Consider the following 21325-nt stretch of genomic DNA (forward strand, 5'->3'; position numbering starts at 1 on the left):
GAAATAGCCAGAATCAAAAGAAAAAGAATCTAAAGATAACTCTTTTGCTACAACCATATTTAACATTCAAGTACATATTCATTATGCCTAATCATAACAAAAGGAAACTAGGTAGGGGAATCCCCTGCCTAGCTTTTTGTTAAACTATCTAGTTACTACTTCACAATTATTTCATTTACACTTGCGAAACCTTTAATATATGCAGCAATTTCCGCCATTAGATTTAAGCGATTTTCTTTAATCTTCTCATTATCAGCCATTACCATGGTGTGGTCAAAATATGCAGAGATTGCTTCTTGTAAAGAGAACAATAACTCAAAATACTCTTTTTCTTCCACTTTGGTATTAATTTTTTCTTTAACCGCTGTAAAACGATTATATAGATCACTTTCATATTCATTTTCAAACAAGCTAGAATCAACCGCTGAAACGGTTACTGCCTTATTAGAAATATTGATAATTCGACTTAATGCTTCTATCCCTTCCTTGAAATTAGCATCATCTTTGTGAAGTTCAAGAACTTTTGCCTTTCTTAAAACACTTGCAGCCCCACCAATTTTTTCTGCCAACACTGCATCAATCATATCATAGCGGATGCCCTGTTCTTGTAAAATATATTTCACACGTAATTTGAAGAATGACAGCACTGAATCAACTAATTCTTGCCCGGAAACTTTTGACACATTCTCTATAGCCTGTATCGCCAGTTCAACCAATTGCTCAATTGGAATATTCCAGTTTTTATCTATTAGGGTCTGAACAATTCCAGTTGCCTGTCTTCTTAATGCGTAAGGATCTTGTGAACCAGTTGGTACTAATCCAATACTAAAGAACGAAACAATTGTATCCAGTTTCTCTGCTAGCGCAAGTACTGCCCCCACATTACTTGGTGCTGTTTCGTCATCTGCATGACGCGGCATATAATGCTCATTAATAGCGTTCGCTACTGATGCCTTTTCTCCCTTTTGAATAGCATATCGTTCTCCCATTAATCCTTGCAGCTCGGGGAATTCATAAACCATATTTGTTACAAGGTCAAACTTAGCAATTTGCGCAGCTCTGTCGACATCTTGTTTTTCTTCAGAAGTTAACTGTAATTCGTCGGCTAACTTATAAGCAAGTAAGCGAACACGAGCTACTTTTTCTGCTAAAGTACCAATTTCTTCATGATATACGATTGCTTCTAGTTTTTTTAGAAGATCGTCTATCGCTAACTTTTGATCTTCTTTGTAGAAGAAGGCTGCATCAGCAAGTCTAGCTCTTAATACTTTCTCATTTCCCCTTGCAACTTTGTCAAGATGTTGATGGTCCCCGTTCCGAACAGTTACAAAATAAGGCAACAACTTTCCTTCCTTAGACTTAACTGGGAAATAGCGTTGATGTTCTTTCATGCTTGTAATTAATACTTCGGTTGGTAACTCTAAATATGACTCATCAAAAGTACCATACAAAGCAGTTGGGTATTCAACTAAATTAGTAACTTCCTCTAATAAATCTTCATCAATTGGAATAATCCAATTGTTTTCTTCTTCTAATTTTTTTATTTGCGAAACGATAGCTTCTTTTCGTTCTGCTGCATTAACCATCACATATTGAGCCAACATTTTCTTCTCATAATCAGAAGGGTTTTGAAAGACGATTTCTCCACCTAAAAAACGATGACCACGTGACTGATTAGACGTTTCTACATTAGTAATAGAGAATGGAATAATTTCTTCTCCAAATAAGGCAATAAGCCATTTAATTGGACGAATATATCGTAATTCATTATTGGACCAACGCATATTTTTCGGGAATGTTAAGCTTAGAATTAACTCTTTTAATTCTGATAATAATTCACTTGTCTGTTTCCCTTTAATAAATTTTTTTACATGAGCGTATTCCACACCATTTATCTCTTTAAAATAGATGTCTTCTACTGTTAAGCCTTGCCCTCTTGTGAATCCCGCAGCTGCTTTAGACCATTCGCCAGCTTCGTTTAATGCAATACGTTTAGCAGGGCCTTTTGCTTCTTCTTCCATATCTTGTTGCGATTCATCTAAATCAGTAACAAGAAGGGCCAATCTGCGCGGGGAAGAAAAAGCCTGAACAGAAACATAACCCAATTGTTTCTCCGCAAGCCAAGCCTCCATTTTCTCTTTTAATGATTGGATACTAGCAGAGATAAAACGAGCTGGCATTTCTTCTAAACCAATTTCCAATAATAAGTCTCTTTTATTCATGACTTTTTCCCTCCTTACTTTTTAAAATTGGGAATCCTAATTTTTCTCTTTCTTCGTAGAAAGTTTTTGCCACTTTACGTGCTAAATTTCTGCATCTTCCAATATAACCAGTTCTTTCTGTAACAGAAATAGCCCCTTTAGCATCCAATAGGTTGAAAACGTGAGAGCATTTTAATACATAGTCATAGGCAGGGTGTACTAGCCCTTCGTCCATTTGTCTATGCGCCTCTTTTTCATAGATAGAGAATAGGTTAAACAGCATATCGGTATCAGACGTTTCAAATGTATATTTACTATGTTCAAATTCTGGTTGATAAAAAATATCTTTGATTGTGAACCCATCTGTCCACTCTAAATCAAAAACATTTTCTTTATCTTGAATATAGGAAGCCAATCGCTCAATTCCATAAGTTATTTCAACCGATACTGGCTTACATTCAATACCGCCAACTTGTTGAAAATACGTAAATTGAGTAATTTCCATTCCATCAAGCCATACTTCCCATCCAAGACCTGCGCAGCCTAGAGAAGGATTTTCCCAGTTATCCTCTACAAAGCGAATATCATGCTCTAACGGATTAATCCCTAGTGCTCTTAGAGAATCTAAATATAATTCTTGAATATTGTCAGGAGAAGGCTTCATGATTACTTGAAATTGATGATGCTGATATAAACGGTTTGGATTTTCTCCATATCTTCCATCTGCCGGTCTTCTAGATGGCTCTACATAAGCCACATTCCACGGCTCAGGACCAATCGCTCTTAAAAAAGTATAAGGACTCATCGTCCCCGCACCTTTTTCTACATCATATGCCTGCATTAGGATACAACCATAGTCAGACCAATGTTTTTGCAATGTTAAAATCATGTTTTGAATATTCATTGCTTTCCTACACCTCCGAATTTATAAAACGTATATTCAGCATAGATTTATGTAGAGTATGTTCTCGTAAGGAACACAAAAAACTCTCGTCCCTATGCCAAATATTGCTTGACATAGGGACGAGAGTTAACCCGCGGTTCCACCCTATTTGCTGTAAGATACAGCCACTTTCATACGCAGTTGCTCCAAGAACGCCTTCCTTAATGCTCATGAACTTGGCTTCCACTATCCCAAGCTCGCTTTTCATGAGGTGAATTAAGTACTACTTTCTTTTCAATGCAACACTCTTATTTACATGAATAATAACGAAAAAAATATTAGTTGTCAACCTTGCTTCGATTTATTCTCGAAGAAGATTCACTCTTCATTCAATTACTTTTATGTAAAGGAATCCCCTAAGTTTTTCATTGATTGAATAAATTTTTTAGATTTCAAATACAACCCAGAATACTCTTCATAATAAGCATCAATAATCATACTTAGCTCTTTCTTAGTTGAATCTTTGACAGAGATACTACCTAGACGGGAAATATCCATATAATAAAAAATCCGAAGTAGCTTTACCGTAGCCTGCGAGATTTTATAATGATACGGGTCCTTGTCCAAGCATTGATGACAGATTAATCCACCTTCTCGGATAGAAAACGAAAAATGCCCCTCTGTCGCCCCGCAAAAAACACAGCGATCTAGTATTGGATATAATCCTAAGCTGTTTAACATTTTTAGTTCATAGATATTTACTAATATTTCCGGATCGTATTCTTCATTCATGTAATTTAACGTTTGATATAATAATTCAAAATGAAAAGGATTTGGCTTTTTTTCATCCGTACATTTATCTGTAAGCTCTACTATATAGCTAGCGTATGCAGTAAGAAAAATATCTTCTTTCAATGAACGCATACTCGATATAATATCCCCTTGCTGTAAAAGCCCTAATCCACTACTTCGCTGGACGAGAAAATATCCATAGACAAAAGGCTGGGTTACAGCAGAAAGCCTGCTGTTTGGCTTTTTTGCACCTCTAGCCATTACCCCAACCTTTCCCCATTCTCTTGTATACAACGTTACTATTTTATTGGATTCACCGTAATCGATGGATCTAATTACAATCCCTTCACACTTTTCGAGCATCACCATTCACCATCCCCTACTATAAGGACAGTAACTATGAAATGGGATAATCAAGTTCCGCTAGTTCCTCTTCTTGCATTCCTGGTATTTCATGATTATGCTTTTCTAATTCTTTAAAGAGTAGATAAGTATCAATGTTACCTGTTTGGGAAAAAACTTTCCAGGTAAAGTCTAACATGTAAAACCCCACCTTTCGATTTTTAACTAGCTGTTTACAACCTTAATCTTATCATAGCCTGTCTTTATAAAATCATGAGACGAAAATATTGCTAATTGATTGCATGTATAATTTTCAAATAACCGAATGCCTTCTAGTTTAATCCGTTTTCCTATTGCTGCAATAAAGGGAACAACAGGATTCCATTTTTTCTTATGGCAGCCTTTAAAGCTGTTCCGTTCTAATTATTAATATTCGTCTTCTCTAAACCCAAAATCACGCAATTGTGTCATTTTATTGCGCCAATCTTTTTGTACTTTCACCCATAATTCCAAATAGACTTTATTTCCAAGAAGATTTTCAATATCCGTTCTTGCTCTTTTTCCGATTTCTTTCAGCATACTACCTTGTTTACCGATAATTATCCCTTTTTGAGAATCTCGTTCAACGATAATAGTGGCCATTACGTTAATGACATCGTTTGATTTTCTCTCCATCTTTTCAATTACTACTGCAAGGGAGTGAGGAATTTCCTCTCTTGTTAGGTGCAGTGCTTTTTCCCTTATTAACTCAGAAACAATAAAGCGTTCAGGATGGTCTGTCACTTGATCAGCTGGATAAAATTGCGGTCCTTCTGGTAAATACTTTTTGATTTGTGTTAATAATGTTTCGACATTATTTCCTTCTAGAGCAGAGATTGGGACAATTTCTTTAAATGGATACTTCTCTTTATATGATTCAATAATGGCAAATAATTGATCTGGGTGAATCGTATCAATTTTATTAATCACTAAAAATATTGGTGTTTTTACAGACTGAAATTTCTCAAGAATGAATTCTTCCCCTTTACCAAAGCCTTCTTCAGCGTTAACCATAAAAAGGATTAGATCCACTTCTTTCAGTGTATTTTGCGCTACCTTCATCATAAAATCGCCAAGTCTATGTTTCGGTTTATGAATTCCAGGTGTATCAATGAAAATAAGCTGTGCATCATCTGTTGTAAGTACACCTTGAACTTTATTTCTTGTAGTCTGTGGCTTGTCGCTCATAATCGCAATCTTTTGGCCTATTACACGGTTCAAAAAGGTTGATTTTCCAACATTAGGTCTTCCTATAATGGAGATAAATCCTGATTTGTGTTCTGTTTGATTATTAATGTTCATTTAAATCCTCCGGTGAAAATGCTCCTGGCAATAACTCTGCCACAGTTAATGTTTGTACGTCGCCTTTTAAATTCGTTAATATTACTTCCATGTCTTTTGGACAAAGTTCAGAAATTACTTGTCTGCAAGCACCACATGGAGAAACTGGTCCCTCTGTATCTGCCACAACAACAAGCTTCTTGAAAGTAGTATCACCTTCTGACACAGCTTTAAATAATGCCGTTCGTTCTGCACAATTCGTCATACTGTACGCTGCGTTTTCAATGTTACAACCGTGATAAACGATACCCTTTTCCGAAAGCAGAGCTGCTCCTACCTTAAATTTTGAATAAGGTACATACGCTTTATCACGTGCAAGTTTTGCTTCTTCCATTAGAAGTTCCTTTTTCATACAAATCCCTCTTTTCTTTAAGCAGCTTTTCATGCTATTTCAAGTTCACTTTTGGCTATATCACAAGCCGAAAAGGTTCTTGTTTAGCCAAATACTTTCCCCTTTAGCGCTAAGATTTATTTTAAAATAATTTTCATTTTAGTGAGTATCTCTTTTTAGTAAGCCCTATTCTCGCCTTACACATTATTTTAAAGAATAAATGGAACGTTTTCAAACTTCAGTAACACTTAATATGATGTTAAATGTACTGTCTTAAAATTATATACTAATTTGGAAGCACAATAAAGAGAAAGAAGTAGGGAGTTATTAATGAACGTAGAAAACCCAAAAATAAAAAACTACCTTTTAAAAATTAAATCTTCAACAAATAACTATTTGTTGAAGATTTAATTTTTATCAGATAGCTTTTATTCTCTAACCTATTATAGCGCTCCAGATTTTCGGGATAAAGATGATTCCGCCAATCACAATCGAAAGAATTGCTGCGACAAAAACAGCACCAGCAGCTATGTCCTTTGCCTCTTTTGCCAATGGATGATATTCACTAGTAACAAGATCCACCACACGTTCTATTGCCGTATTTATCAGTTCTAGGCTAATTACTAATCCAATACAAAAAGCAATTAACATCCATTCCTGTTTAGACAAATCATTTAAAAGGCCCAATACAATAACAAGAATGGTAATAACCAAATGAATTTTTACATTTCTTTCTTGTTTAATAGCAGTTAGTATTCCCAATATCGCTAAACGGAAGGAGGATAATTGACTGTTCTTTCGAATTCTTTTATCTTTGTAATCCGAACTCATCTAAAATATCCTTTTGAAGAGTAAACATCACTTTTTCATCTTCTTCTGTCATATGGTCATATCCTAGTAAGTGCAAAAAGCCATGAACAGATAAAAATCCAAGTTCTCTCATATAAGAATGACCATAATCATTAGCCTGTTCCTCCGCTTTATCGATAGAAATGACAATATCTCCTAACATTCTAGGAAGTCCCTCTCCAACCAATTCCAATTCGCCTTCTCCTAATTCCTCTAGCGCAAAAGAAATAACATCTGTCGGTTGATCCTTTTCTCTATATTCTTTATTTATTTGTTTAATTTGTTCATTATGAACGAAGGTAATGGAAAGCTCAATTTCTCCTTGGAGATTTAGTTTACCGGCCGCAAATTGTAAAAGTTTCTCGATTTTCGCAATCTCACTTTCCTTCACTTTTTCTGTTTCATCAATAAAATCAATTTCTAAATTCATATTCGACTTCCTTTACTTTTTCATTTCTGGATATTCGATTCGTGAATGAAAAATTCCTTTTAACGTTTCACTTAATGTATTTCGAACAATATCTAATTCCTTTAATGTTAAATCACATTCATCCAATTGTCCATCTTGCAAACGGTCAGAAATAATATTCTTAATTAAAGAGTCAATTTGCTCGGTGGTTGGTGCATTTAAACTTCTTACAGCAGCTTCTACACTATCCGCAATTCCTATAATTGCTACCTCACGCGTTTGGGCTTTTGGGCCTGGGTAGCGGTAATCACTTTCTTTTACCTCTCCCCCTTTTTCCTTTGCCTTAAAATAAAAATATTTTAAGAGGGAGGTTCCATGATGCTGTTCAGCAATATCGACGATTTCTTTCGGTAATTTATATTTTCTTAATAACTCAGCTCCATCTGTTGCGTGGGCAATAATGATATTTTTACTGGCCTGGGGAGGAATACGGTCATGTGGATTTCCCATATTCATTTGATTTTCAATAAAAAAATGCGGCCTTTTTGTTTTCCCGATATCATGATAATAACAACCAACTCTTGCCAATAACCCATTGGCGCCAATCGCTTCACATGCTGATTCCGCTAAATTAGCAACCATCACACTATGATGATACGTACCAGGTGCCTCAGTTAAGATTTTACGTAATAATGGATGGTTAGGATTAGAGAGCTCAATTAACTTAATGGTAGAAAGCACCCCAAACCCGGTTTCAAGGAAAGGCAAGAAACCGATTGTTAAAACAGCTGAACTTATTCCGGAAATAACGGCCAGTAAAAGGAATACACCATATTCTTTTGCACCATAATGTCCGTTTTGTAAATATAAAATCGCTAATATCGTAACAATATTTATAAAAGAAATAAAGAATCCTGCATAAAGAATATTGGTCCGCTGATTTCTTTTATATAAAAATAAAATACTGGCTAAACCACTTGCAATAATATATATACCCATTCCTACATTAAAAGTTCCAGCAACTCCTTCATTAAACATAATCATTCCACAAACCGCAAGAATAATCGTTACTAATAAAGCAGATTTTTCTTCCATTAATATCTTAATTAACATAACCGCCATAGCAGCTGGAAATATATAGCCAATCTCTGTGTATTCAAACTGTTGGAAGGCGCTTATTGTTTTCATTAATACAATCGTTACACTAATTATAAGAAAGAACATTAAATAGAACTGGATATTATTCTCCTTCTCTTTCGATGTTCTTTTAAGTGTATAAAAATAAAGTGCCGCTAGCATCGTCAAGATGATTAAACCTAAACCAATAAATGGCTGAATGGAATTATCGCTATCTAATAATCCAACAAGTTCAAGTTGTCTATGTATCTCTCTACTTATCAGTTGGCCTTCTTCCACAAGAACTTGGCCTTGAAGTACTCTTATTGGCTCCACACCATCAACAGCTTGCTGACGCATTTCTTCTGTCGCAGTAGGATCGTAGAACTCATTTTGAATGATTGCAAATCTTCCTAAATCGATACTTGCACTCTTTAAATCAGAAGTTAAACCATCGTTTACCTTTAAGATATCCTCCACTCTTTTTTTGGCATTCTCCACCTCATCTGAAGGAATCTTACCATTCATTACTGTATGTATAGCTGTTACCGTAATATCTTTTGCGATTTCTAACTGATCTTCCGAATAAGGAATAAGCGATTTTAAAGAGCGGTCCATAATTTCATTCGTTACTTCATTTGTCAGCTTGCCTTTTAGTAATTCAAGCTTCTCGTCAACGGATGGCTCTTTTATTGATTGTTTATTCTTATCTTCCTCTTCTGCTTTCTTTCTTTTTTCTTCCATTTGTTTCTCTACTTCGTTATTTACTTCTGTTACAGAATCAAATATAGAAGATATTAAATCTACACGATTCTGAGCAATTTCTTTATTAACAACATAGACATCCTGTACTTGATTTTTTGCTTCTTCCTTCTTTTTCTCTGTACTCTCTTTATCTTCCACTGTTATGGGTGACCTTATAGTCTGATCCGCTACAGAAAATAACTGTACATTTAATTTTTCCGGCTTTACGTTTCCATAGAGTGTAAAGAATAAAATGACACCAAGTAAAATAAAGAGAATTATTTTAAAAAAGGTAATATTCATTAGTTTTATTAAATTATTACGCATTCTCTGCCAAACGTTCATATTTACCTCCTATTTCAAAAAAATAGGTTCAGTTGATTATTCTATCATCTTAAACCTATTTTTTAATCCTTAACCTATCTAGATGTAAATTCTCCTTCTGAAAGCTGATTTTCAAGCACTTGTCACTTTCCTCAATAGATCAGTAAAACCACCAATAATTAAAAACAAAAAAATCTGATGATATGTAAAATGATAACAGTTTTTTCGATCGTTTTCATCCTTTTTCGAATATTTCATGTATCCGGAACGTATCCAATCCAATATAGAAAGAAGGACAATATCCTTAAGCTCAAATAAACTTAAGATATTGTCCTTCTTTCTTTTACATAACTTGCTTTCCATACGCATGAATAATTTTTCCGACTAATGGATGTCTCACTACATCGCTTTCTTCTAAATGAACAAAGCCGATCCCATTTACGTTTTGCAGAATTTGTTCTGCAACTACTAATCCTGATTTCACGCCCTTTGGCAGATCTATTTGTGTTTTATCCCCTGTAACCACCATCTTGGATCCAAAACCAAGTCTTGTTAAAAACATTTTCATCTGGGCATGAGTTGTATTCTGTGCTTCGTCTAATATTACAAAAGCATCATCCAGTGTTCTCCCGCGCATATAGGCAAGTGGAGCTACTTCAATCGTATTTCTTTCAATCAAACGAGCAGTATGCTCCATACCAAGCACATCATGCAATGCATCATATAACGGGCGTAAATATGGATCTACTTTTTCTTTCAAATCCCCTGGCAAAAAACCTAAACTTTCCCCCGCTTCCACTGCAGGTCTTGTTAAAATAATTCTATTTACTTTCCCGCTCTTTAAAGCATTTACCGCCATCACAACGGCTAAATAAGTCTTACCTGTTCCTGCAGGCCCAATCCCAAAAACTAGATCATTTCTTCTAATAGTGCGTATATACTCACTTTGGCCGATCGTTTTTACTCTAATTGATTTTCCTTTAATCGTTTTCGCTATTTCTTCATCGTATAGTGACCCAAAATATTCAAGCGTTCCTTTCTTTGCCAGTGAGATCGCATATACCACATCTCGTTGACTGATGGAAACACCCTTTCGGATTACTTGTAAAAGTTTATCAACAATATCCCCAACGAGCTCTATTGAATCAGGATTCTCAGAAGAAACAAGCAGCGTTTCTCCTCTCGTTACGATGTTACAATCTAATTCTTTTTCAAGCACTTGCAGATTGCTATCTCCATTACCAAGTAAAGCAATTGCTTCGTTTGGATCTTTCAACTTTACATTCATCGTTTTTAAATCTTCTGTCATTCTGTATCTCCTTGAGTTAGAGGTTGTGCTTTCGCAATGTTTTCTATTGTTGTAAAAGCTATATTTAATTTAACTTTACCATTCTTTATATCTTGTTGTAAAATTTTTTCCTCCTTAATTTTCCCATCTTCACCAATTCGTTTCATAATATCCTTTCTCGCATCCTCCTTCCCCTTCTCGATAGCATCCTTCTCACTATATCCTCTTATTACAATCTCTTTTTCCCGATATGTTTTATTTACAATCTTAATTGGCAATTCCCATTTAAAGAACTTAACGTTTGACTCATTCTCCTCTTCCTCATATTCCTTATACTCTATTTTGCCAAATCCCCATACAGGAATACTCCACTTACCAAGCTTCATATAAATTTTTTGCTTTTCCGCTCCATTAAATACTTGGAAAGTTGTTTCCAAAGGAACAGTCACTTTTGTCGTATACCACACTTCTCCCCATACTTTCCCTTTAGCAGATACACTCTTCACACGATCTTCATTTCCTATTTTGCCTGCAACTAACAATTGTCCTTTTCTCACAACCTCATTGATGGCATAGCGTTTTGTACCAGATTCCACAAAATCTGTTACAATTGTCGCTTTCTTCGTTGCTATTAAATTTTGCGGGCCCGCTTCTTTCTTTTTCTTCGGCTCGTTTTTTTCAACCACCTGGAAATGATAAGTTGTCCCTTTTAACTCCACACCAATCCATGTAATCGCATCAATATTATTTGTTAATTCTGCCTGAATTTCATCTAATTCCTTCGCAAAAAACTGCGATTTACCAATTTTTATGTCCATCTTATCCAGCTGCTTACGAATTTGATATTCAGTCGCAGGATTTGCTCCCTTGATTTCTATTCCCCAGACCATATTAGATAAAGTGAGAACTAGTCCTAAAAAAAGGAATAATCCGAGTACAAAACCGCTATTTTTCCACATTCTTTTATATAGAAACGGAGCTCCAGCTCGGCGCTGAAACTCTATTTTTATACCGCTTCCTCTAACTAAATGACGAAGAGAATGGATATTCTTTAGACTAATCTGAAAGGTTACAGCTTGCGGTCCGTGCTTCTTTACGTTCCAAACAGACATACCATTTTTTAATAACTTATTTAAAAACCTTTCTAAACCTTTGCCTGTTGCTTTCACTGTAATAATCCCTGTTAAATATTCTATCCAATGATTTTTCATAATTTCCTCCCAAATCATTCATTTATGTATAAAACTTGATCTATTTTCCCTTCTAATAATATTTCCTCTGGTAAAATTGTCTTAATAACAAACCCTTTTCCTTTAATCAACAGCTGCCCTTGTTTTAAAAGCAATCGCAATTCTTTATCTGAAAAGGTTATTAACCCTCGGTGGTTCTCTACATAAATATGTATTTGTCCAATCATTGTAATTCTAGGTAAGTCCATCATGACATCTTGAGGAAGTTCTAAGTTTTTTATCATCCAGTTCCGCAAGTTGTGTCCCCATTTTTTAGCCATAAAAAAAGAACCCCCTTTCCTCTCTTTTATGAGATTCTCTGTATAGACAGTACGCTTTCTTACACTTACTATCATCATATTCACGGAGTCCTACATTATGCTAAGAAAAACTTTTACGACACGCATTCGTGGAGATTTTCTTTAAATATCCTTTTATACAAAAAAAGAGCTATTATCTAGCAAATCACTTCTCCAAAGAGAAATAACGCTTGATAATAACTCTCTATGTTTTTATTTTCTGCTTGTTACGCTGTGTTGCATAGAAGCTCGATGTGGATTTCTTGAACGAGGCGAAGCTAATACTTCCGAAAACACTACCGCCTGAACAATATTATCCTTTGTAAATAAGCCTTCAGATTCTTCCAGAGGTTGATTCTTATTTATAATTGGTCCTTGAACGACTCGATTTCGTTGTTTTTCCATCATATTAATCTTCTTTTGTAAACTTGCATTTTCCCTTTGCAGCCTTTCCAGCTCAGAAAGTGGTTTTTCAACCTGCTGCTTTCTCGGCTCCTTATGCTTAACTACTGGTGGAATAACCGTCTGCTCTCTCACCTCTTGAGGCATTACAGGCTTAGACTTGGGAACCTGTTGTCTTGTTGGCTTAGGCGCTTGTTTATTTTTATCATTTTCAAAAATTACTTTGAAGAGAAAAGCTAAAACCCCGATTATTATTGGAACAATTTCCAAATCTTTTCCCTCCCTTTCTTAAAGTTTACTCATTATCACCTTTATTTTTCTGGTCATCTGTTAATTTACCGATCGAGCCTCTCATTTCTGTATCAGCCGTGATATTTTGTAAATTCATATAGTCCATTACTCCAATATTGCCTGAACGCAACGCATCAGACATAGCCATAGGAACTTCCGCTTCTGCTTCGACAACCTTCGCACGCATTTCTTGAACTTTTGCTTTCATCTCTTGTTCTTGGGCAACAGCCATCGCTCTACGCTCTTCCGCTTTTGCTTGAGCGATTTTCTTATCTGCTTCTGCTTGCTCTGTTTGTAATTCAGCGCCAATGTTTTTACCGATATCTACATCCGCAATATCAATCGATAGAATTTCAAAAGCTGTACCAGCATCTAACCCTTTAGCTAAAACTGTTTGAGAAATCATATCTGGATTTTCTAATACTTTTTTATGATTATCAGAAGAACCAATTGTCGAAACAATCCCTTCCCCAACTCTGGCTACGACTGTTTCTTCTCCAGCTCCCCCTACTAGTCTCTCAATATTGGCACGCACTGTAATTCTTGCTTTTGCTTTTACTTCAATACCATCCATCGCTACACCAGCAATAAAAGGTGTCTCAATTACTTTAGGATTTACACTCATTTGCACTGCTTCTAATACATCACGTCCTGCTAAATCAATTGCAGCACATCTTTCAAATGATAGCTCAATATTGGCACGATGGGCAGCAATCAGCGCATTTACTACCCTATCAACATTACCACCAGCAAGATAATGACTTTCTAATTGATTGATTGTTACATTTAATCCCGCTTTATGGGCTTTAATCAACGGATTTACAACACGACTTGGTATAACCCTTCTTAAACGCATCCCTACTAATGTGAAAATGCTAATTCTCACTCCTGCTGCTAAAGCAGAAATCCAGAGCATTACTGGCACAAATGTTAATAGCACCCCTAATAAAATAATTGCCAATACTACAACAATAATCCAAAATATTTCAAATCCGCCTACTAGCATTACTCATCCTCCTTTTGTATATCTATCGTTAGTATTTCCCTTACAACAATTCTTGAACCTTCTGCTTTTACTACTTTTACTTTCTTGCCCTTATCAATAAAACTTCCATCACTCACCACATCGATTCTTTCATCCTCAATAAGTATGACTCCGGCAGGACGTAAGGCAGTTAAGGTAACTCCTGTTTTCTCCATCAAATCATTGCGGTTCTGATTAGAAACATACCCACTTTCTGTATTGGTTGAGTCTGTTAAAATTATTTTTTTAAAGAATTTCATTTTTCTACCAAACACCTTTACTAATAAGATAGATGCTATAATGGAAACCCCTATTGCGATTGCTAGACTTATCCCGATGACCGCAATATCTCCACTTGCAAGAAACATGCTAGCAATGACAGAAACAATCCCAATTGCTCCAGCTATTCCACCGACGACAAAGAACTCCAGTATAATCAAAAGGATTCCAATCACAAAGAGAATGAGACTTTCGTATCCCGCAAGTCCTGCAACTAGATGCCCATAGAAAAAGAGCAATAAAGCAGAAATTCCCGCTATTCCCGGCAGTCCAAACCCAGGTGAATATAATTCGATGATTAATCCCAAACTTCCAATTGATAATAATATAGGAATGATAATAGGATTTGTTACAAACCTTGCAATTTTCACTGCAAAGCTTTCATCAACCTTTTCTATCTTTGCGTTCTGTATCCCTAAATGATCTAGCACATCCTCTAAACTATTTACCGTACCATTGGAATAGTTTATTTCTTCTGCTTCAGATGAAGTTAAAGTTAAAAACTTGCCAGCTTCCTTCATACCTGGAATGGAAATAGATTTATCTGCCATCGCCATTGCATAAAGTGGATCTCTTCCTGTTTTTTCTGCTGCCCCTTTCATGGCAGAAATCCAGTAAGACTGAGCCTTTTCATCTGCTGCATTCCCTTGTCCGTCTATCACCCCAGAGGATCCTATTCTGCCTCCCTCCACCATATAGATTTCATCGGTATTTAATGCAATATAGGAACCAGCAGAAATGGCATCTTGGTTAATAAAAGTAACCGTTTTTATGTCAGTTTCTGCAATTCTCTTTCCTATTTCAATAGCAGCAGATATATCTCCACCAGGTGTATGCATATCAAAGACTATCGCACTAGCCTGATTTTCTTCTGCTTCGGTAATTGCCCGATCTACAAACTGACTTAAACCTTTTTCAACCGTATCCTTTATTGGCACTACATATACTTTTTCTTCATTATTAGCGTAAATGATACTAGGAATGAAGGATAGAAAAAAAATAAAAAGAAGAGGGATCAACAATATTTTCTTTTGTCTTCTCAAATTTTCCCTCCTTTCCAAATGGTAATAGAAAAATGTTATGGCTATGTATACGTTTAACTAAATAAAAAGTTTCATTTTTTTTAATTTTTATTTAATTAATAATTTCTATCGTTTAAATCGAGAAAAACAAAGGACAAAATATGGTCCTGCAAAGGAAATTAACAGATCTAACTATATTTAATAAAAATCATCTAATTTTATTATATGTTATATTAGAAATGGATAAAACAGAAAATCTTTTAACTATGTAAAAAGGCTGCAGATATAATCTGCAGCCTTTAAAACATAAACTTATTTATGAAAGGTGTTGTTGTACAAGTTTATTTACTAGTGAACCGTCTGCTTTTCCTTTTACTTTAGGCATTAAAGCAGCCATCACTTTTCCCATTTCTTTCTTTGAAGAAGCTCCAGTATCAGCGATTGCTTGTTTCACAATCTCTGCTAGCTCCTCTTCTGAAAGTTGTTCTGGCATATATATTTCAACATGTTTTAACTCCGCACGTATTTTGTCAACAAGATCTTCACGACCTGCTTTCTCAAACTCATGGAGGGAGTCTTTGCGTTGTTTTACTTCGCGAGAAAGGACAGATAACTCGTCTTCTTCAGAAAGATCTCTACCAAGCTTAATACTTTCATTCTGAATGGCAGCCTTAATCATTCGAATTACAACTAGTTTATCTTTTTCTTTGTTTTTCATCGCTTGCTTCATATCATTATTTAAGCGTTCGAGAAGACTCAATTTTGCTACACCCTCTCTTAGAACTTACGTTTTCTTGCTGCTTCTGATTTTTTCTTACGTTTCACACTTGGTTTCTCGTAGAATTCGCGCTTTCTAGCTTCCTGCAAAGTACCAGTTTTTGATACTGAACGTTTGAAGCGACGAAGAGCATCTTCAAGCGATTCGTTTTTACGAACGACGGTTTTAGACATTCTCTTTCCCTCCCTCCGAACACAACACACTAACATCAACATGGTTTCCATGTACCTTGACATTATAATATATCAAAGTTACAAGGTCAACTGTATTTGACCTTGTTAGACAAATTGTTTTAAAAAAACGTAAAAAAAAGGTGTTTTATACAAGGAATTAGCCTTTTTCTCCCTCCGATCCCTTCTCTTTTTGTATTTTTCCCTCTAGTCATGTTTTTAAACACCCTGTCAAATCTAGTATAAGAAGCTAGTTTTGTCATCATTAATTAGCTAAAAATGACATGTCCACCTTCTTTATTTCATATAGTTCTAATAAGGAGGAAGCCTAGAATGATTTATCTTATACTTTTTATTATCCTTATCCTTTTATTTATTTATGGGATGACTCTCTTACGGACAGGTTTATTTAATTTATCTTCTCAATCATTAAAAAACTCGCTCGAAAAATTAACAGATAAGCCATGGAAGGGGTTAATTGTTTCCATCATTATTACAGCACTTCTTCAAAGCAGCGCTGCCGTTATGGTTTTAACGATTGGACTAATTTCAGCAAGAGTCTTAACCTTTCCTCAATCTATCGGGATTATTTTAGGAACAAATATCGGAACCACCTTCACAACTGAATTTATTACGTTTAACATGAATAATTATCTACTTCCGCTTGCCATCCTAGGTGTGCTCTTGATCATCATTAACAAATATCAATTAAGAAGTATCGGCTTCATTTTATTCGGTATGTCGATTGTCTTTACAACAATGCGAGGTTTTAAATATTTTGCTGGGATGATGGAACATCATCCTGCTCTAAATTCGTTTTTCCTTTCATTAGCAGACCGTCCTTTCATCGCCCTTGTAGTCGGCATTATTATAACTGCCCTAATCCAATCAAGTACAGCGACAATTGGTATTATAATGGGCTTTTTATCAGCAGGATTGCTTCCGATTGAAATTGCTATAGCCATTATGTTGGGATCTAATATTGGTTCCTGTATAACTTCTTTTTTAGCATCAATAGGAACAGAAAAAAGTGCAAAACTTTGTGCTTATGCCCATATTTGGTTAAATATTGGAGGGGTCATTTTGTTTTATCCGTTTATCAATGATTTAGCTGCTATTGTCAAAAATATGACAGCAGAAATGGATGTTCAATTAGCTCATGCAAGCCTGTTATTTAATGTTCTATCTTCGCTCCTAGTTCTCCCCTTTGCGGAGCGCTTTGGCAAATTGATTATGCGATTACACAGCTGATGGATTGGGGTGAAATGCTATAAAAGGCTGCAAACATGGATATATGTCTGCAGCCCTTTTTTACATAACCTTCAATAAATCATATTGTGATTGATATAAATGATAATACAATCCTTTTTGTGCCATTAACTCATCATGTGTGCCTTTTTCTGCAACTCTCCCACCATCCACATAAAATATTTGACTACTATTTTTAATTGTTGATAGACGATGGGCAATGATGAAGGATGTCCTTCCTTTTAACAATTCAGTAATTCCTTCTTGGAGAAGTTCTTCCGTCTTTGTATCAATGCTGCTGGTTGCCTCGTCTAATATCAATATTTTAGGATTAGCCAAGAGGGCTCTTGCGAAAGATATTAACTGCCTTTGTCCCGCTGATAAAGTACTACCTCTTTCTTCTACAACAGTATGATATCCATCCTTTAAGTCTTTTATAAAGTCATGTGCTCTAACAATTTTAGCTGCGGTAATCACTTCTTCTTCCGTTGCATCTAGCTTCCCATAGCGAATATTATCTAGAATGGTTCCAGAAAATACAAAGGTATCTTGAAGCATCACACCCATTTGCGACCGTAAAGATTTTAATGTTACATCTCTTACATCAATCCCATCAATTTTGACACTGCCTTCATTTACATCATAAAACCTACTTAACAAATTTATAATAGTAGATTTACCTGCACCTGTGGGGCCGACTAAGGCGATACTCTGACCTGCATTAATATGAAAACTGACATCACTAAGTATGTTTTTCCCTTCTTCATAACGGAAGGTAACTCGTTCAAAGGTGACATTCCCTTTAATCGTTGGCATTGGGATTGCTTTTGGCTGATCCTTAATATCTGGTTCAACATCCAGAGTTTCAAAAATACGTTCCAAATAAGCAGAAGCAGTGATAAGCGCATTATAGAAGTTCCCCATATTAATAACTGGGTTCCAGAAATTATTGACATAGCCAATAAACGCTACAAGTGTACCTGTACTAACATCTACCCCAATTTGCCGTATTCCTACGAAGTAAATTAAACTTGTTGTTAAAACAGAGATATTTTGAACACCTGGCCATAGAAGAAACTGGATTGAAACTGCCTTAAGCCAAGATGTTCGGGTTTCATTGCTTACTTCATCAAAAATTTCAAAATTCTCTTCTTCCCTTGCAAAGGATTGCGTAATTTTTATGCCGGCAATACTTTCATGAATATAGGCATTCATATTAGATTGTTTATTGCTTAACACTTGATACGCTTTTCTCTGCATATTTTTGATTACCCATACTAATACTCCTAAAATCGGCAGAAGTGCTAAACTATATAATGTTAGTTTTGCGTCGATGGCAAACATAAACATTAACGTTATAATTACACTGATGATATCAGAGATCAGGTTTATCAGCCCATTACTTAATAGATCACTTAATGTATTTATATAATTAACGACTCTGATTAAGATTTTCCCATGAGGGCGATTATCAAAATAGGAAAAGGGCAGCTTCTGTAAGTGCTGAAAAATATCTAAACGCATATCCTTTAGAATATTTTGACCAATCTGAGTAATCCATTGAATGCGATACCGCATACATATACCAATTACAAATAGAGAAAGAACAAATAAAATACTAATCCCGATTAATAATGGAATATTTTTATCTGGGATAATTTCATCAATTGCTATTTTTGTAAAAAACGGACCGAGCATTCCTGCCACGTTGGCTGTTAAGATGATTAGCAATGTAATAAACAATGCCTTCTTATAAGGTTTAATATAAGCACCGATTCGTTTATAGTGACTCCAGTTAAATTCGGTCTCTAATTCTTCGTCGACATTAAATTTATTACGGGCCAATGGCTGCTCCTCCTTCTTCCTGCTCTACTAATCCTAATTGTCTTCTATACACATCGTAATACATCCCTTTTTTCGCAACAAGTTCTGTATGCGTCCCTTGTTCTTTCACTTCCCCTTTATCAAGAACTAAAATAAAGTCTGCATCCCTTACAGATGAAATACGGTGTGCAATTATGAAGGTTGTTTTATCTTGTGTCAACTGATTTAATTCCTTTTGGATTTTACTTTCTGTTTCCATATCTACAGCTGATGTTGTATCATCCAATATCAAGATAGATGGATCCTTCGCTAATGCTCTTGCTAAGGAGATCCTTTGCTTTTGACCACCAGATAATCCCACTCCGCGCTCTCCTACGATTGTATCGTATCCCTCCGGCATTTTAACGATAAAGTTATGGGCGTCGGCAATTGCTGCCACGCGTTGAATTTGCTCCATGTTTAAATATGGTTTTCCAAAGGAGATATTTTCCTCAATAGTATTTGAAAATAAAAAAATGTCTTGCATAACCATCGAAATTTGATCGCGAAGCTTCCTCACTGGCCATTCTTTTGCATTTATTTGATCAATTAATACTTCTCCTTCTGTTGGATCATAGAATCTTGCAATTAAATTAACAAGCGTTGATTTACCAGATCCAGTTTCCCCTAAAATCCCAACAGTTTGCCCCGGTCGGACGGTAAAGGATACATTTTTTAAGATAGGGGTTTCAGGGTCATCGGAAAACGCAAAAGAGACATCTTTAAACGTTACATATCCAGCAATTTTCTTGCCTTTCTTTTTGTCTTCTACCATAATTTGTGGTTCCGTTATTAATAAATTTCTAATTTTTACACAAGATGCATTAAATCGCTGTACATCATTTATCAACCATCCACTCATGCGCATTGGCATATTTAAGAGCCACATAAACCCGTTAAATGCAACCAAGTCACCTATGGACATGTTCCCCTGAATCACAAATAAGCCACCTAATAATAAAGTAATAACAGCTAATACTCCGGCAAATCCGTCCAGCCATGGTAAATACTTTTTAGAAACATTAGCAGAATCAAGGTTACGTTTTCGATAATCATCATTAAAATGATTAAACTTTTCGATTTCATACTCTTCCCGGGAAAATGCCTTAACTACTCGGTTGCCGCTAATATTTTCTTCCACCATGGAATTCAGTCTGGAAAAACTTTCACGGATTTCTAGAAATACTGGATGAGCTGCTTTGGACATTTTTTGTGTAAAAATAAAGATAAACGGTGTAACAGCGAGTAATGCTAACGTTAATTTCCAATCAATGTTCATCATTACGATAATGGCAACGACAAACCAGATAACACATTCAGCGATATTATAGCAGACCCATGAAACGAAATGGCGTATAGCGTCCATATCACCTGTCATTCTCGCCATAATATCTCCTACTCTATTATGATTAAAAAAGTCAAAATCAAGCTCTTGAAGCTTTTTATACATATCTTGTCTTATATCAAACTGTGCGTCTTGACCAACATGTTCGTATAACATTTGGTAGATGTATCGAGTAACGGTTCTGATCAGTGTCGCTCCTATCATCGCTAGTAAAATGGGTACTAAGAGTTGGACTTGATTATTCTCAATGACTTCATCAATCAATCTTCCGCTTAAAATAGGAATAATCACTACAAAGAAAGAATTTGCTAATAAAATCAAGGATGCAACAATTACTTTTTTCTTATTCTTCTTTACGTAACTCCAAATCCATTGGTAATTATTCAATAGGAATCTACACTCTTTCTTTTTTTAATTTGTTTACTTCCAAAATAATATTTCAAAAGATAGCTAAATATACTTTTAAATAAACTTTCAGAGGAGGAGATTTTTATTCCTCCTTAATGATGGATATTTACCTTTAACTGGCTTGGTAAAATTTTTTCACTAAGTAAAATCAATAATATCTCTTAAAACATGTAAGGGCGTGTATACAAGGTTTATATTCATTTTCACTTTCTCTCCCATCCTTGGCATTGTTCTCCAATTATTACAACCAGGCTGCAAATGACTTAATCTTAATCCTCCTTTTTAGCCATGAATGAACGCAATAAATG

Annotated in this window: 20 protein-coding genes; 1 reads left to right on the forward strand and 19 read right to left on the reverse strand. The window is 35.4% G+C overall.

Going from position 1 to position 21325, the window contains the following annotated elements; translation table 11 throughout:
• Window positions 1–155: 155 nt before the first annotated feature.
• The 17 genes from glyS to rpsU form a co-directional block, all read right to left on the reverse strand.
• On the reverse strand, window positions 156–2222 hold the full coding sequence (gene glyS / locus NSS71_RS10855) for a glycine--tRNA ligase subunit beta (protein WP_341151648.1): 2067 nt from the start codon (window positions 2220–2222) through the stop codon (window positions 156–158).
• The gene (glyQ, locus tag NSS71_RS10860; RefSeq protein WP_047941289.1) at window positions 2215–3105 is read right to left on the reverse strand and encodes a glycine--tRNA ligase subunit alpha; all 891 of its coding nucleotides are present in this window, start codon (window positions 3103–3105) and stop codon (window positions 2215–2217) included. Before glyQ ends, glyS begins: the two co-directional genes overlap by 8 nt.
• A gap of 378 nt (window positions 3106–3483) precedes the next feature.
• Window positions 3484–4239 (reverse strand): DNA repair protein RecO, encoded by a 756-nt coding sequence (gene recO, locus NSS71_RS10865; protein ID WP_047941379.1) that lies wholly within the window; start codon window positions 4237–4239, stop codon window positions 3484–3486.
• Between the two features lie 34 nt (window positions 4240–4273).
• A complete protein-coding gene (locus tag NSS71_RS10870; RefSeq protein WP_082138270.1) occupies window positions 4274–4417 on the reverse strand; it encodes a YqzL family protein in 144 nt (47 codons plus the stop codon).
• A gap of 227 nt (window positions 4418–4644) precedes the next feature.
• Window positions 4645–5559 carry a GTPase Era gene (gene era / locus NSS71_RS10875; protein WP_217279781.1) on the reverse strand — a complete coding sequence of 305 codons (915 nt, stop codon included), beginning with the start codon at window positions 5557–5559 and terminating at the stop codon, window positions 4645–4647.
• Entirely contained in the window at window positions 5549–5950 is a 402-nt protein-coding gene (locus NSS71_RS10880; protein ID WP_047941291.1) for a cytidine deaminase, read from the reverse strand. The genes era and NSS71_RS10880 overlap by 11 nt, the downstream gene beginning before the upstream one ends.
• A 414-nt stretch (window positions 5951–6364) precedes the next feature.
• A complete protein-coding gene (locus tag NSS71_RS10885; RefSeq protein ID WP_047941292.1) occupies window positions 6365–6760 on the reverse strand; it encodes a diacylglycerol kinase family protein in 396 nt (131 codons plus the stop codon).
• Entirely contained in the window at window positions 6738–7208 is a 471-nt protein-coding gene (gene ybeY, locus NSS71_RS10890; RefSeq protein ID WP_061798598.1) for an rRNA maturation RNase YbeY, read from the reverse strand. Before ybeY ends, NSS71_RS10885 begins: the two co-directional genes overlap by 23 nt.
• A 12-nt stretch (window positions 7209–7220) precedes the next feature.
• Window positions 7221–9392, reverse strand: coding sequence for an HD family phosphohydrolase (locus NSS71_RS10895; RefSeq protein ID WP_047941294.1), 2172 nt, complete (start codon window positions 9390–9392; stop codon window positions 7221–7223).
• 322 nt (window positions 9393–9714) lie between these two features.
• Window positions 9715–10680 (reverse strand): PhoH family protein, encoded by a 966-nt coding sequence (locus tag NSS71_RS10900; protein WP_047941296.1) that lies wholly within the window; start codon window positions 10678–10680, stop codon window positions 9715–9717.
• A complete protein-coding gene (gene yqfD, locus NSS71_RS10905; RefSeq protein WP_047941297.1) occupies window positions 10677–11870 on the reverse strand; it encodes a sporulation protein YqfD in 1194 nt (397 codons plus the stop codon). The genes NSS71_RS10900 and yqfD overlap by 4 nt, the downstream gene beginning before the upstream one ends.
• 14 nt (window positions 11871–11884) lie before the next feature.
• Window positions 11885–12169: a sporulation protein YqfC gene (gene yqfC, locus NSS71_RS10910; RefSeq protein ID WP_016202973.1), complete on the reverse strand. Its 285-nt coding sequence runs from the start codon at window positions 12167–12169 to the stop codon at window positions 11885–11887.
• Window positions 12170–12400: 231 nt separating this feature from the next.
• Window positions 12401–12859 (reverse strand): hypothetical protein, encoded by a 459-nt coding sequence (locus NSS71_RS10915; RefSeq protein WP_047941298.1) that lies wholly within the window; start codon window positions 12857–12859, stop codon window positions 12401–12403.
• Window positions 12860–12884: 25 nt separating this feature from the next.
• Window positions 12885–13886, reverse strand: coding sequence for a flotillin-like protein FloA (gene floA, locus NSS71_RS10920; protein ID WP_341132773.1), 1002 nt, complete (start codon window positions 13884–13886; stop codon window positions 12885–12887).
• On the reverse strand, window positions 13886–15226 hold the full coding sequence (locus NSS71_RS10925; protein WP_061798607.1) for an NfeD family protein: 1341 nt from the start codon (window positions 15224–15226) through the stop codon (window positions 13886–13888). Before NSS71_RS10925 ends, floA begins: the two co-directional genes overlap by 1 nt.
• 295 nt (window positions 15227–15521) lie before the next feature.
• Entirely contained in the window at window positions 15522–15965 is a 444-nt protein-coding gene (locus NSS71_RS10930) for a GatB/YqeY domain-containing protein (protein WP_047941300.1), read from the reverse strand.
• Window positions 15966–15982: 17 nt separating this feature from the next.
• Window positions 15983–16156: a 30S ribosomal protein S21 gene (rpsU, locus tag NSS71_RS10935; protein ID WP_003152957.1), complete on the reverse strand. Its 174-nt coding sequence runs from the start codon at window positions 16154–16156 to the stop codon at window positions 15983–15985.
• Between the two features lie 330 nt (window positions 16157–16486).
• Here rpsU and NSS71_RS10940 point away from each other — a divergent pair, with 330 nt between their 5' ends.
• Window positions 16487–17404 carry a Na/Pi symporter gene (locus NSS71_RS10940; RefSeq protein WP_047941301.1) on the forward strand — a complete coding sequence of 306 codons (918 nt, stop codon included), beginning with the start codon at window positions 16487–16489 and terminating at the stop codon, window positions 17402–17404.
• 60 nt (window positions 17405–17464) lie between these two features.
• On the opposite strand, the gene NSS71_RS10945 is transcribed toward NSS71_RS10940, so the two are convergent.
• Window positions 17465–19246 carry an ABC transporter ATP-binding protein gene (locus NSS71_RS10945; protein WP_047941302.1) on the reverse strand — a complete coding sequence of 594 codons (1782 nt, stop codon included), beginning with the start codon at window positions 19244–19246 and terminating at the stop codon, window positions 17465–17467.
• Window positions 19236–20996 (reverse strand): ABC transporter ATP-binding protein, encoded by a 1761-nt coding sequence (locus NSS71_RS10950; RefSeq protein WP_047941303.1) that lies wholly within the window; start codon window positions 20994–20996, stop codon window positions 19236–19238. The genes NSS71_RS10945 and NSS71_RS10950 overlap by 11 nt, the downstream gene beginning before the upstream one ends.
• Window positions 20997–21325: the final 329 nt, after the last annotated feature.

Source organism: Niallia sp. FSL W8-0951 (assembly GCF_038006525.1).
In the GTDB taxonomy this organism is placed as follows: domain Bacteria; phylum Bacillota; class Bacilli; order Bacillales; family Cytobacillaceae; genus Niallia; species Niallia circulans.

What these genes read in the sequence shown, in the direction of transcription:
- rpsU (WP_003152957.1), bottom strand. Translation starts at nt 16,156, where the DNA reads ATGTCTAAAACCGTCGTTCGTAAAAACGAATCGCTTGAAGATGCTCTT.
- NSS71_RS10895 (WP_047941294.1), bottom strand. Translation starts at nt 9,392, where the DNA reads ATGAACGTTTGGCAGAGAATGCGTAATAATTTAATAAAACTAATGAAT.
- NSS71_RS10885 (WP_047941292.1), bottom strand. Translation starts at nt 6,760, where the DNA reads ATGAGTTCGGATTACAAAGATAAAAGAATTCGAAAGAACAGTCAATTA.
- NSS71_RS10900 (WP_047941296.1), bottom strand. Translation starts at nt 10,680, where the DNA reads ATGACAGAAGATTTAAAAACGATGAATGTAAAGTTGAAAGATCCAAAC.
- NSS71_RS10870 (WP_082138270.1), bottom strand. Translation starts at nt 4,417, where the DNA reads ATGTTAGACTTTACCTGGAAAGTTTTTTCCCAAACAGGTAACATTGAT.
- yqfD (WP_047941297.1), bottom strand. Translation starts at nt 11,870, where the DNA reads ATGAAAAATCATTGGATAGAATATTTAACAGGGATTATTACAGTGAAA.
- era (WP_217279781.1), bottom strand. Translation starts at nt 5,559, where the DNA reads ATGAACATTAATAATCAAACAGAACACAAATCAGGATTTATCTCCATT.
- glyS (WP_341151648.1), bottom strand. Translation starts at nt 2,222, where the DNA reads ATGAATAAAAGAGACTTATTATTGGAAATTGGTTTAGAAGAAATGCCA.
- ybeY (WP_061798598.1), bottom strand. Translation starts at nt 7,208, where the DNA reads ATGAATTTAGAAATTGATTTTATTGATGAAACAGAAAAAGTGAAGGAA.
- NSS71_RS10880 (WP_047941291.1), bottom strand. Translation starts at nt 5,950, where the DNA reads ATGAAAAAGGAACTTCTAATGGAAGAAGCAAAACTTGCACGTGATAAA.
- NSS71_RS10940 (WP_047941301.1), top strand. Translation starts at nt 16,487, where the DNA reads ATGATTTATCTTATACTTTTTATTATCCTTATCCTTTTATTTATTTAT.
- glyQ (WP_047941289.1), bottom strand. Translation starts at nt 3,105, where the DNA reads ATGAATATTCAAAACATGATTTTAACATTGCAAAAACATTGGTCTGAC.
- yqfC (WP_016202973.1), bottom strand. Translation starts at nt 12,169, where the DNA reads ATGGCTAAAAAATGGGGACACAACTTGCGGAACTGGATGATAAAAAAC.
- recO (WP_047941379.1), bottom strand. Translation starts at nt 4,239, where the DNA reads ATGCTCGAAAAGTGTGAAGGGATTGTAATTAGATCCATCGATTACGGT.
- floA (WP_341132773.1), bottom strand. Translation starts at nt 13,886, where the DNA reads ATGCTAGTAGGCGGATTTGAAATATTTTGGATTATTGTTGTAGTATTG.